Genomic DNA, 12,826 nt, shown 5'->3' on the forward strand with positions numbered 1-12,826 from the left:
CAGTTCATCCCAGCCCACCTCGGCCCATCTCAGCCTGTCTGGGGGTGCCCCCTCTGGGGGAGTTTGAGGACGAGGCCCTTTAGGGGCCGAAGCGGGGTCTGGGGCGACAGCCCCAGCGGGGTCCAGGGGCAGAGCCCCTGGGCGGGGTGGAAGGGGCGGCAGCCCCTGGGGACGGGACGGGTAGGGGCGGCGGGGGCGAAACAACCCGACGCGAACCCCCACCGCGCCGCACCCGCGAACCCGCCGCACCCGCCGCACCCCGAACTCACCGCACCCCCCAACACCCCGCCGCCCCAAAACCCGTGCCCCCCACAGCCACCCCAGCGACAATGACCCGGTGCGGTACAGAATCCTGGGCGTCACCCAGGCCGAGGACGACCAGGGCACCGTCATACCCCTGGGCGGCCCCCGCCTCCGAGCCCTCCTCACCGCCCTGGCCCTCCGCCCAGGAGCCGTCACAGCCCAGAACACCCTGATCGACGACGTCTGGGGCGCCGACCCGCCCCAGGACGCCCCGGCCGCCCTGCAGGCCCTCGTCGGCCGCCTCCGCCGCACCCTCGGCAAGGACGCGATCACCTCCGCCCCCGGCGGCTACCGCCTCACCGCGACCCGCGACGACGTGGACCTGTTCGTCTTCGAACACCTCACCCGAGCGGGCATCGACGCCCTCCACGCAGGCGACCCCAGGAAAGCGGCCCACGCCCTGGACCAGGCCCTGGCCCTGTGGCGGGGCCCCGCCCTGGCAGACCTCCCCGACCGCACCTCCGCCACCCGCCCGGAAGCCCTCCGCCTGGAGGCGACCCGAGCCCGCGCAGAGGCGGACCTGCGACTCGGCCGGGCCCAGGAAGCCGTACCGGAACTGACGGAACTGACCACGACGCACCCGTACGACGAACCGCTCCACGCCCTCCTCATCCGGGCCCTGCGCGACACCGGCCGCAACGCCGACGCCCTCGCCGCGTACGAACGGGCCCGCCGGACCCTCGCCGACGGCCTGGGCACCGACCCGGGCCCGGAACTCCGGTCCCTGCACACCGAACTGCTCACACCGCACCCTGCACGCGAACCGCGGCCCGCTCCCGCACACCCCACCTCCTCCCACCGCGCCCCCACACCTCCCGCGCCCCCGGCACCTCCCACGCCCCCCGAACCCCCCACCCCCCGCGGCAACCTCCGTCCCCGCCTTACCTCTTTCGTGGGCCGGGAACCAGAACTCGTCGCCATCCGTTCCGAATTGCACAGGGCCCGCCTGGTCACCCTCACCGGCCCGGGCGGCTCGGGAAAGACCCGTCTGGCCGAGGAAGCCGCCGCCGAGGAACCCGAGGCATGGCTGGTCGAGCTCGCCCGGCTCGACCGCCCGGAGGCGGTGCCAGGGGCGGTGGTCAGTGCGCTCGGTCTGCGGGAGACCAAGCTGATCACCTCCGAGCTGGTGGTCCAGCAGGACGACCCGCTCGCCCTGCTCGTCGAGTACTGCGCTCCGCGCAGCCAGCTTCTGATCCTTGACAATTGCGAACATGTCATCGAGGCCGCGGCCCACCTCGCCGAGACCCTGCTGACCCGCTGCCCGGGGCTCACGATCCTCGCCACCAGCCGTGAACCCCTGGGTGTCCCCGGCGAGTCCGTGCGCCCGGTCGAACCCCTCGTCCCCGACCAGGCCCACCGGCTCTTCAAGGAGCGCGCGACGGCGGTCCGCCCCGACGCGGACGTCGTCCTCCGCGACTCCGAGGCCGTCGCCGAGATCTGCCGCCGCCTCGACGGACTCCCGCTCGCCATCGAGCTCGCGGCGGCGAGGCTGCGGCTGCTCACCCCGCGCCAGATCGCCGACCGCCTCGACGACCGCTTCCGCCTCCTCACCTCCGGGAGCCGCACCGTCCTGCCCCGCCAGCAGACCCTGCGCGCGGTCGTCGACTGGTCCTGGGACCTCCTCGACGAGCAGGAGCGGACGGTCCTGCGCGAGGTCTCCGTGTTCGCCGGCGGCTGGGACCTCGCCGCGGCGGAGGCCGTATGCAGCGGCCCCGTCGCCGAACTGCTGGGTGCGCTCGTCGACAAGTCCCTGATCGTGGCCGCCCCGTGCGAGCGCTCCGGCCCGGCCGCCATGCGCTACCGCATGCTGGAGACGATCCACGAGTACGCCGTCGAGCGCGCCGTCGAAGCCCCCCACGCGCGCGCCGACGCCCTGCGCAGGCACCGCGCATGGGCCCGCGCCCTCGTCGAGGAGGCCGAGCCCCGGCTGCGCTCCGCCCGCCAACTCCCGTGGATCTCCCGCCTGGAGACCGAGCTGGACAACATCCGCGCGGCTCTCCATCGCGCGATCGAGGCCGGTGACGAGGCGGAGGCCGCCGCCCTGGCCGTCGCGATGACCTGGTTCTGGTGGCTGCGCAACTACCGCAGGGAGGGCGGGGACTGGACCGGCCAGGTGCTGCGCCTCGGCGCCGCCCTGGACGCGGCCGGGGGAGCGCTCCCCGCGGACCGGGACACGGCGTGCTCCCTGATGACGTCCCTGGACCACGTGGACGCCTTCCTCGCCGCACCGGACGGCCAGCGGAACCACCCGCTGCACACGCTGCGGATGGACGTCAGAATGCTGAACCTCTTCCTCATGGCCGAGGTCGACCCGCCCCGGGACGGACTGGACCGGCGGATGCGCGAGTACGTCGCCCGGATCCGCGACCACTTCGGCGAAGGCGGCCCGCAGGCGGCCCGGCTCCCGGGTCTCGCCTGGCCGGTGACGGTCTTCTTCCTCCCCGGCCCGGTCGATGCCGCCCGGCCCTTCCTGGACCGGGCGGTCGCCAACTGCCGTGCGCACGGCGGCGACTGGGAGACCGGCGTCATGCTGATGTTCCGCACCCACATGGTCGTCGACTCCCCGGGCGGCATGGAGGGCATCGACGAGGACCTCGCGGAACTGCGCGTGCTGAGCCGCCGGGTGGGCGACCGCTGGCTGCGCGCCCAGGTGTGCAGCGCCGCGGGCGAGGCGGCCATGGCGCGCGGCCGCTCCGACGAGGCCGAGGGCGAGTTCGAGGAGGCGCTGCGGCTCGCGCACGAGGTGGGCGCCCACGCGGAGAAGCCGTTCCTCCTGGCCCGGCTCGCCGAGATCGCCTTCCGCAGGGGCGACCGTACGAGGACGCAGACCCTGCTGGACGAGGCGAGCGCCGCCGCCGAACGGTACGCCGTGGCGGACTCCCAGGCGTTCGTGCTGCTGGAGCGGGCCTGGATGGCGCTGGACGACAAGGACCCCGGCCGTGCCCGGGAGCTGTACGAGGCGACCTGCGAGGCCATGGGGCGGGCCACGCCGCCACCGCAGTTCAAGGTGATGCTGAAGGCCGTGGACGCCATGGTCACGGCCGCCGAGTCCGGCCCTGGGAGTGCCCTGCCCAAGGTGGTCGACGCCCTCCGGATGGCGATCGACACGCGCTGTTCGGATGTGGTCAGGGCAGGGCTCGCCGACGGTACGGCGTACCAGCTGTCCCAGCTCGGCGATCACCCGCGTGCCGCCCGTCTGCTGGCGACCGGCTACCGCTGGCGCGGCGGCCTCCCCCGCCCCATGCCGGAACGCACGGACGTCGAACGCGCCGAGGCCGACACCCGCGCGGCCCTCGGCGCCGAGCGCTATCTGGCGGAGTACGAGAAGGGCTCGGCACTGACCCCGGACGACGTCCTCGCCGAACTCGACGAGGCCCTGCGCGCCCAAGCCGTCGACGGGGGACCCTGAGGCGGGACCTGGCCGCCGTACTGTCGGCGAGCCCTGCCCCTACGAGCAGCGGAACTTCGACTCCGCCCAGTCCGCCAGCATCAGCTCGTCGTGGTGACTGTGCGGCTCGACCACCAGCCGTACGGTCTTCCGCCCGGCGATGTCCACATGCACCGGCACCGCCGGGTCCCCGCCCTCGACCAGCCCGGACTTCCACAGCTGGACGCCGTCGGCGTAGACGGAGAAGTACATCTTGCCGAGCCCCAGCGTCATGTCGTCCACGCCGACCATCGCGTCGTAGGTGGTGCACTCGCGGTTGAGGTCGATCGTGACGGAGGACCGGCCGTGCACGGTCACGCCGTGCTCGTAACCGGTGCCGCCGATGGTGACGCCGTACCGCTGCCACACCCAGCTGCTCTCGGCGATCCGCATCTCGGGCTGGGTGCCGTCGCCGTTGATGTCGTACGACAGCTCGCTCCACTGGTAGACGGCCGGAGGGGGCGGGGGAGTGGGCGTCGGGGTGGGGGTGGGCTTGGGGGTCGGCTTCGGTGTGGGGGTGGGCGTCGGGGTCGGCTTGGGCGTCGGGCTGGGGGTGGGTGTGGGGGTCGGTGTGGGTGTGGGGGTCGGGGTCGGCTCGGGTGCGACGACGACCGGTGCCTCGGGCGCGGGCTCCTTCTTCGGGGGCCTGGGCGAGTTCTCGGCGGGCTCGACCACCGGCGTGGACGCGGGCGGCTTGGCGTCGTGCTTCTCCAGGGGCTCGGAGTTGTTGGACAGCGCGTACACGAGCCCGGCGGTCACCGCCGCGGCCACGCCGACCCCGATCGCGACCTTCGCCGGCAGTCCCAGCCCTTCCGAGGCCGCCGCACCACCACCCGCGCCCGCGCCTCCCGAGGTACCGCCGCTCGCCGCGGCCGCGCCCGTGACACCCGCCGCGCCCACGCCGGTGCCACCGGCGATGAGCGCGGCGGCCTTGGCGTATCCGGCGGCACCGAACCAGCCGATGACCGCGACCGGCACGACGGCCGGGATGCTGCTGGCGACTTCCGCGATCTGGCTGGCCGCGAGGCGGCACTTGGCGCACTCCTCCAGATGCTTGCGCAGCCCGCGCTCGGCCCGGTTGCGCAGCCGGCCACGCGCGTACGTGCCGAGCTGGTCGGCGTACCGGGCGCACTCCTCGTCGTCGGCGAGGGTGGCGCTGACATGGGCCTGGAGATAGGCCTGCTTGAGTCCCTCGCGGGCACGGCTGGCGAGCACGCGTGTGCCGTTGGCGTCGAGCCCGAAGAGCATGGCGACTTCGCTCGGCGACTCGTCCTCGACCTCGGTGTGCCACAGCACGGCCTGCCAGCGCTCGGGCAGCGACCGGAAGGCCTGCATGGCCATGGACTGCTCGGCCTCGTGCATCGCCCGCACATCGGCGCCCAGGTCCAGGGTGTCGTCGGACACCTCGGACGAGTGCGCCGCCTGCGCGGCGAACACCGCGAAGTCGTCGACCAGTTGCTCCCGCTTCGCGGACTTCGTCCAGTTCGCGGCGACGCGCCGGACGGTCGTCAGGAGATACGCGCGTACGGCGTGCTCGGGCCCGTGGCCGCCGCGCACCGCTTGGAGCATGCGGGCGAAGACCTCGGCCGTGAGGTCGTCGGCGGTGTGGGCGTCACGGCAGCAGGTGCGGGCGTACCGGCGTACCGCCTCCGCGTGGCGCCGGTACAGCTCCTCGTAGGCGGAGTCGTCGCCCGAGCGCATCCGGCCGATGAGGTCGGCGTCGCCGGGCGGCAGCTCGATCGGGGGCGGCAGGACACTGTCCTCGCGCCGGTCGCGCTGGGCCGGGACGCTGCCCTCCACCGGGTCGCCGCCGACCGGCGCGCGGCCCGCGCGTCCCCCCTGGCTCGGCACCTGGGGCGACGCCTGGCCTCCGGCCTCCGCGTCCCCGTCACCCTGTGACTCGCCCCGCCCGTCAAAGCTCATCGCGGAAAGCCCCCGCCGCCTGCCCAACCAGTCCCGAACACCGGGTCAGCGTGCCATATTGGCTTTTGGTCAGAACCCCGGAGTCAGGGGCTTCCACTCGTCCGTGGGGATTCACCGCAGCTCAGTACTAACCGTCACCCGTACGGGGAAGGCTAAATTGTCGCCGCCCGCACGGAAGTTGACCGACGTACCCGAAAATCCGGGAATGCGTACGAGGCGCGGGTGACGCAGCACCCACACCTCGCCGTCACCTTTTCGAGTCACCCGGTCACCCGGAGTGGACGGACCGGATCACCCGCCGACGGCCTGAGCTCACGCCGGCCGTGACCGCAGACCCTCCAGCAGGATGTCCAGCAGCCGTGCCGAGGCCGCCGCCTGCTGCGCCGCGTCCGGCAGCGAGGGCGCCGCCGTCGCGATCACCAGCAGGACGTCCGACACCGACACATCGGCCCGCAGCTCACCCGCCGTCCGCGCCCGCTCCACGAGCTGGCCCACCACGTCGAGCAGCGCCGCCGCCCCGGAGTCGTCCTCGGCCGCGCTCCCCGGGTCCTCCGGCACCAGCCGCAGCTCACCCGAGCCCGGCTGGGTCCGCTGCTGCGGCACCCGCGCCTGGTCGTACCCCGTACCGTCCTCGGTGCCTTCGTCGGCGACCCCGACCCGCAGCACCTGCGGCGGCAGCAGCCGCCCGGCACCCGAGGCCACCGACGTCCGCAGGAAGCGCGACAGCGCCGACCACGGCTCGTCCTCCTGACCGAGCGCAGCACGCGCCTGGTCGGTCAGCCGGGAGGTCTCCTCCTCGGCTATCCGGCGCACCAGGACGTCCTTGCTCGGGAAGCGCCGGTACACCGTGCCGACGCCGACCCGCGCGCGCCGCGCCACGTCCTCCATCGGCGCGCCGTATCCCAGCTCGCCGAAGACCTCGCGCGCCGCACGCAGTACGTGCTCCAGATTGCGCTGTGCGTCCACGCGCAGCGGTGTCGAACGCGAACCGTCGCGTCCGTTCCCCGCCGCCGCGCTCATCGCGCCGCCACCGGGTGTGATGGCAGCCGCGGAAGACCAATGAGAGTCCTGAACATGCATAAGCGATCCCCCGGTAATGACGTCTCCCCCCGGAGACTCTCCCCGCCACTGAAAGCCGGAGCGCTATGGGGAACAAACCCGCTTCACGGGCCGCCCGTCGCGGACCCGATGAGTGCATCCCCCTACACCCCGTCGACACACGAACATAGTTGAGAGGGGGTCAATTCAGAAGGGGCACGTTCCGCACGGAGCGCCCCCCGATCGGAGTACGGGTCGTATACGTCCCGATTGCACCCCCTGAAGACCCCCGGCGCACACCCGCTGACCTGCGAACCTTCTCCGCACGCCGTCGATTCGGCCAACCCCGCCCGCGCAAAACGCGCGGTCACACAAATTGCCGGGGCTGTGGACAAACTGAAGCGTCGGGTGCGTCATGGGGTGGTGAAGGAACGCGCGCGCATTCTCGTTGTCGGCGGCGGCTACGTCGGGATGTACACCGCCCTGCGTCTCCAGCGGAAGTTGAAACAGGAACTGAGGCGCGACGAGGTCGAGATCACGGTCGTCACCCCCGACCCGTACATGACCTACCAGCCGTTCCTCCCCGAAGCGGCCGCCGGCTCCATCTCCCCCCGCCATGTCGTCGTCCCGCTGCGCCGCGTCCTCGACCACTGCAACGTCGTCATCGGCGAGGTCACCACCATCGACCACGCCAAACGCGCCGCGACCCTCACCACCCTCGCCACTGAGGAAGAAGGCACCGGCGCCCAGCGCCTGACCTACGACGAACTCGTCCTCGCCCCCGGCTCGGTCTCCCGCACCCTGCCCGTCCCCGGCCTCGCCGAGCACGCCATCGGCTTCAAGACCGTCGAGGAAGCGATCGGCCTGCGCAACCACGTCATCGAACAGATGGACATCGCCTCCTCCACCCGCGACCCCGCCATCCGTGACGCCGCCCTCACCTTCGTCTTCGTCGGCGGCGGCTACGCGGGCGTGGAGGCCCTGGCCGAGCTGGAGGACATGGCCCGCTACACCGCGCGCTACTACCACAACGTCCGGCCCGAGGACATGAAGTGGATCCTCGTGGAGGCCTCCGACCGCATCCTCCCCGAGGTCGGCGAGGAGATGGGCCGCTACACCGTCACCGAACTGCGCCGCCGCAACATCGACGTACGCCTGGGCACCCGCCTCGAATCCTGCGTCGACCGAGTCGCCGTCCTCAGCGACGGAGCCCGCTTCCCGACCCGTACGGTCGTCTGGACCGCCGGCGTCAAACCCCACCCGATCCTCGCCGCCAGCGACCTCCCGCTCACGGACCGAGGTCGGCTGAAATGCACCCCCCAGCTCACCATCGAGGGCACCACGCACGCGTGGGCGGCCGGAGACGCGGCAGCCGTCCCCGACGTGACAGCCGAGGAACCCGGCAAGGAAACGGCCCCCAACGCCCAGCACGCGGTACGCCAGGCCAAGGTCCTCGGCGACAACATCGCGCACGCACTACGAGGCGAGGACCTGGAGACGTACTCCCACAAGTACGTCGGCTCGGTCGCCTCCCTCGGCCTCCACAAAGGCGTCGCACACGTCTACGGACGCAAGCTGAAGGGCTACCCTGCCTGGTTCATGCACCGCGTCTACCACCTCAGCAGGGTCCCCACCTTCAACCGCAAGGCCCGAGTCCTGGCCGAATGGACACTCTCCGGACTCTTCAAGAGGGAGATCGTCTCCCTGGGTTCCCTCGAACATCCCCGAGCGGAGTTCGAACTCGCGGCCGGTGGAAAGCCTCCTCAGGACCCCTCGAACGACCCGAAGGGGTCGTCCTGACCGGACCGAGGAACTCCACCGGCAAGGTAGGCGTCTGACGGATGTCGACCCGGTCGGTCACACTGCCACACTGATCCCCGACCCAGGAGCGGGTGGACACCCGCCCTCCGAACCCGCGACGACCCCTAGGCCGGGTCCGGAGCCGGCCGAAGACGACGACACGAGGCAAGGATTCGTGAACTTCACGCGCTGGAGCGCCCGGCTCCCCGGAACGCAGCGCCGCGCAGCAGCGCGGACCGACCACGAGGTCACCCCCGACCGCATCGGGGAGGGCTCCGTACCCGCGGCCCGCGCCGAACAACTCACCGACGACACCCCGCCCGTGCCCGCCGTCGACGAACTCCCCGTCCGCGCGGTCCTCGACCGCGTCCCGGCCCTCGTCGCCCTCGTCCACGGCCAGGACCACCGCCTCGCCTACGTCAACGACGCCTATGTGACGGCCTTCGGCGCCCGCCCCTCCGGCGAACCGGCGAGAGAAGCCCTCCCTGAGCTGAACGAGATCGGTCTCCTCCCCCTCCTCGACCAGGTCCTCCGCAGCGGCAAGCCCCGCACGGTCAAGTCCCGCAAGGCCCCCGACGGCCGCTGCTACACCTTCACCTGCACCCCGGTGTCCGAGGGCGACGGCGGCGTCCTCGTCTTCGCCACGGACGTCACGGACCACGCCGAGGCCGCCGAACGCCTCAGAGCCAGCGAACGCCGTCAACGCGAAACGGCGGTCACCCTCCAGCGCTCGCTGCTCCCCCAGGTCCTGGAGGAACCCGACGACCTCCGCATCGCCGCCACCTACCACCCCGGCGGCACCGAGGCCGCCGTCGGCGGCGACTGGTACGACGTCATCACCCTCGGCGGCGGCCGCACGGCCCTGGTCATCGGCGACGTCATGGGCCGAGGAGTCCGCGCGGCAGCGGTCATGGGCCAATTGCGCACCGCGGTCCGGGCGTACGCCCGCCTCGACCTCCCCCCGCACGAGGTGCTCCAGCTCCTGGACGGCCTCGCGGCCGAGATCGACGCCAACCAGATCGCCACCTGCGTCTACGCCATCCACGACCCCAACGAGGGCAAGCTGGTGTACGCCTCCGCCGGCCACCTGCCGATCCTGGTCCGCGACGAGAGCGGGGCGGTGCTGCGGGCGGACGAACCGACGGGTCCGCCGCTCGGCACCGGCAGCTGGATGCACGCGTCGGGTTCGATCCCCCTGAGCCCCGGATCCACGGCGGTCCTCTACACGGACGGCCTGGTGGAGCGCCGCAACGAGGACCTGGACGAGGGCATCGCGGCCCTGGAGCGCGCACTGTCCGGAGCGACCGGTACACCCCAGGTCGTCTGCGACCGGCTCGTCCGCTCGGCGGGCGTCACCGCCGACCACGACGACGACGTGGCGGTCCTCGTCCTCCAGCACCCCGCCCGCACCGGCCCCGACAGCGACCTCTTCCGCAACGCCGCCCTGGAACTCCTGGGCGGCATCGAGGCGGCCCCACGCGCGCGTGCGTTCGCCTCCGGCGTGCTGACGAGTTGGCGGTTCCCGGCGGAGTTGCACGACCTGGGGGTACTGGCGGCGAGCGAGCTGGTCGCGAACTCGTTGCAGCACGGGACGCCACCGATGCGGTTGAGGCTTCGCCGGACCGACCGGCGGTTGATCATCGAGGTGACCGACGGAGACGACCACCTGCCCCGGCGTCGGCGGGCTGAGCCCGGTGACGAATCGGGGCGGGGGATTGCCATCGTCGCGACGATCGCCTCGAACTGGGGGTCACGGAGGACGCCCGGGGGCGGGAAGGCTGTTTGGTGCGAGTTCGTGCTGCCTAAGGGGTAAGGGAGCGGGGTTGTTCGGCGGCTGCGGGTGTGTGGGGGCTGATCGCGCAGTTCCCCGCGCCCCTTAGGTGTCTGCAGTTACGCGGCGACAGATTCTTGATGTGCGCCGCCCATCGCCACCACACGGCTCTTCGCACGCCACGGGTGATCTTGTATGGCGGTGAGCTGCTGCCCGAGCCTGAGCGCCAGGAATGTGATGCCCACCGAGAACAGCAGGAACGTCACGATGTACGGCGTGTGCAGTGAGGCCCCCATCGGGCCGCCGATCGCCGGGCCCACCGCCAGGGCGAGCTGCTTGACCAGGGCGAAGGCCGAGTTGTACTGCCCGGCCATGCCGGACGGGGCCAGGTCGGCGACCAGCGGGGCGACCGTCGGGGACAGCATGGCCTCGCCCAGACCGAAGAGGGCGTACGTCGAGATGAACGCGGCCGTGGCCATGGTCTGGCTGCCGTGGCCGAGGCCGGCGTAACCGGCGGTGATCCAGGCGACGGCCCAGATGATGCCGACCGCGGCGATCACGCGGGAGCGGCGCCGGCGCTCCACGAACTTCAGGACCGCGAACTGCGCCACGACGATCATCGCGGTGTTGGCGGCCAGCGCCGTGCCCAGCGCGGAGGTGGAGATTCCGGCGGCCTCGACTCCGTACGCGCTCAGGCCCGACTCGAACTGGCCGTAGCAGGCGAAGAAGAGCACGAAGCCCAGGACGCAGAGCTGCACCATGGCGCGGTTGCCGAGCAGCTGCTTCCAGCTGCCCTTCGTCGAACCGGCGGGGGCGCCGCCGATCTTCGGCGAGTGCGGCATGCGCACGGTCGCCATCACCACGACCAGCAGCAGGAACATCGCCGCCTCGATCGCGAAGAGCACAGTGAAGGAGGAGGCGTCCGTCGTGTCGACCAGGTGACCGCCGATGAGCCCGCCGACACCGAGGCCGAGGTTCTGCAGGAAGAACTGCATCGCGAAGGCACGGGAGCGGGTCTCGGACGTGGAGCAGTCCACGATCATCGTGGCGAGCGCGGGCTGCATGACGGCCTGACCGGCACCGAGCGCGGCCGCCGAGAGCAGAACAGTGGTCGCGTTGCTCGCGAGCCCCAGGCTCAGCGCACCGACAGCGGCCGTGACCAGGGCGGCGAACAACACCGGAAGCGGGCCCCGCCGCACGATCGCCCGGCCGGCGAACGGCAGCACGATCAGCGCGGCCACGGCGAAGACGGCGAGAACGAGCCCCGCCGTCACGGCACCCAGTCCCCGCACCTGCGCCACATAGACGTACAGGTAGGGGACGGTGAAACCGAGCCCGAACGCGCTGAGTGCGTTACCCACGTGAATCCGGCGCATCGCTGCGCCCATCGCCCTGGTCACGTTCACCTCTCTCACTAGTTAGGAGTGAAGACTTCAAAGCTAAAGTTCGAACCTAAAGTGTACAGAGTGAAGGACTTAGAGGCAAAGTGACGTGGAATACTGCGGGCATGGCCGAGACCCCTGGCATCCCCGAGCCCACGCTCGACGAGCAGATCGCCGCCTACCAGCGCGAGTTCCAGGACCTCGACCCCCAGGTCGAGAAGATCGTCTCCGCGCTCTCCCGGCTCAACCGCCGGATGAACGTGGCGTACGGCCGCCAGACCTCCGCCCTCGGCATCAGCGGCGCGGAGTGGGAGGTCCTCAAGGCCCTCGTCCTCTCCGGCGCTCCCTACCGAATGGGCCCCAGCGACCTCGCGAAGCGCCTCGGCCTCACGCCGGCCGCGATGACCCACCGGATCGACCGGATGGTCGGGGAGGGGCTGGTTCACAGGGAGCGGGACGAGTCCAACCGTGTCCGCGTCATCGTGGAGCTGACGGACGAGGGGCGCGAGAAGTGGCTGGAGGCGATGCGCCTCGCCACCGTCTTCGAGGAGGACCTGCTCCAGGACCTCTCCCCTGAGGAGCGGACATCGCTCGGGGATGTCCTCACCCGCCTGTTGCGTAGGGTGGAGCACGCTCAGCCGGACGCCGGCGGCCGACTCAGTGACCTGGACTGACGACGCTCGCTGACGTCACCCGAAAAGATCTTGACAGGGGTGGTTGACATCCCCCTGCGGGGTCCGTAGAGTTCTTCGGGTTGCCGCAGAGCCGTAACGGTTCTTCGACAGCCACTCCCGCCGCATCAGCGGCACACAAACCATCAGCACGATCTCCCAGCCGGGGTGAATTCGGCGTGCCCGAATTCAATTCGATTTGGGTTCGGCAGCTCGATTAGGAACTGCCGAGAGGATCCGCTAAGGTTTGAGACGTCGGAACGGCCCAACAGCCGCGAAGACAAGCCCCTCTGACTGGGAGTCAGGCCCGAAAGGATCTGATAGAGTCGGAACCGCCGGAAAGGGAAACGCGAAAGCGGGAACCTGGAAAGCGCCGAGGAAATCGGGACCGGAAACGGTCTGATAGAGTCGGAAACGTAAGACCGAAGGGAAACTGCCCGGAGGAAAGCCCGGAAGGGTGAGTACAAAGGAAGCGTCCGTTCCTTGAGAACTCAACAGCGTGCCAAAAATC

7 protein-coding genes are annotated in these 12,826 nt (G+C 71.3%); 4 read left to right on the forward strand and 3 right to left on the reverse strand.

From position 1 onward, the window contains the following. Window positions 1–337 precede the first annotated feature (337 nt). Window positions 338–3,712, forward strand: coding sequence for a BTAD domain-containing putative transcriptional regulator (locus PH203_RS18930; protein WP_289921275.1), 3,375 nt, complete (start codon window positions 338–340; stop codon window positions 3,710–3,712). Between the two features lie 39 nt (window positions 3,713–3,751). Here PH203_RS18930 and PH203_RS18935 read toward each other — a convergent pair whose 3' ends face one another. Together PH203_RS18935 and PH203_RS18940 are read right to left on the reverse strand one after the other, a co-directional pair. Next, window positions 3,752–5,653: a sigma-70 family RNA polymerase sigma factor gene (locus PH203_RS18935; protein ID WP_289921276.1), complete on the reverse strand. Its 1,902-nt coding sequence runs from the start codon at window positions 5,651–5,653 to the stop codon at window positions 3,752–3,754. Window positions 5,654–5,965: 312 nt separating this feature from the next. Further along, window positions 5,966–6,733, reverse strand: coding sequence for a TetR/AcrR family transcriptional regulator (locus tag PH203_RS18940; RefSeq protein ID WP_289921277.1), 768 nt, complete (start codon window positions 6,731–6,733; stop codon window positions 5,966–5,968). 378 nt (window positions 6,734–7,111) lie between these two features. Here PH203_RS18940 and PH203_RS18945 point away from each other — a divergent pair, with 378 nt between their 5' ends. Both PH203_RS18945 and PH203_RS18950 read left to right on the forward strand, forming a co-directional pair. Continuing rightward, window positions 7,112–8,491 carry an NAD(P)/FAD-dependent oxidoreductase gene (locus PH203_RS18945; RefSeq protein ID WP_289921278.1) on the forward strand — a complete coding sequence of 460 codons (1,380 nt, stop codon included), beginning with the start codon at window positions 7,112–7,114 and terminating at the stop codon, window positions 8,489–8,491. A gap of 175 nt (window positions 8,492–8,666) precedes the next feature. Continuing rightward, the gene (locus PH203_RS18950) at window positions 8,667–10,304 is read left to right on the forward strand and encodes a SpoIIE family protein phosphatase (RefSeq protein WP_289921280.1); all 1,638 of its coding nucleotides are present in this window, start codon (window positions 8,667–8,669) and stop codon (window positions 10,302–10,304) included. A gap of 77 nt (window positions 10,305–10,381) precedes the next feature. Here PH203_RS18950 and PH203_RS18955 read toward each other — a convergent pair whose 3' ends face one another. Further along, the gene (locus PH203_RS18955; protein ID WP_289921283.1) at window positions 10,382–11,638 is read right to left on the reverse strand and encodes an MFS transporter; all 1,257 of its coding nucleotides are present in this window, start codon (window positions 11,636–11,638) and stop codon (window positions 10,382–10,384) included. Window positions 11,639–11,769: 131 nt separating this feature from the next. Here PH203_RS18955 and PH203_RS18960 point away from each other — a divergent pair, with 131 nt between their 5' ends. Further along, complete coding sequence (locus PH203_RS18960; RefSeq protein WP_289921284.1) at window positions 11,770–12,318, forward strand: MarR family transcriptional regulator; 549 nt, start codon at window positions 11,770–11,772, stop codon at window positions 12,316–12,318. Window positions 12,319–12,826: the final 508 nt, after the last annotated feature.

Source organism: Streptomyces sp. S.PB5, assembly GCF_030403745.1.
In the GTDB taxonomy this organism is placed as follows: Bacteria; Actinomycetota; Actinomycetes; order Streptomycetales; family Streptomycetaceae; genus Streptomyces.

Excerpts from the sequence above, each read along its gene's own strand:
- PH203_RS18935 (WP_289921276.1), bottom strand. The coding sequence starts at position 5,653 with ATGAGCTTTGACGGGCGGGGCGAGTCACAGGGTGACGGGGACGCGGAG.
- PH203_RS18940 (WP_289921277.1), bottom strand. The coding sequence starts at position 6,733 with ATGCATGTTCAGGACTCTCATTGGTCTTCCGCGGCTGCCATCACACCC.
- PH203_RS18955 (WP_289921283.1), bottom strand. The coding sequence starts at position 11,638 with ATGCGCCGGATTCACGTGGGTAACGCACTCAGCGCGTTCGGGCTCGGT.
- PH203_RS18960 (WP_289921284.1), top strand. The coding sequence starts at position 11,770 with ATGGCCGAGACCCCTGGCATCCCCGAGCCCACGCTCGACGAGCAGATC.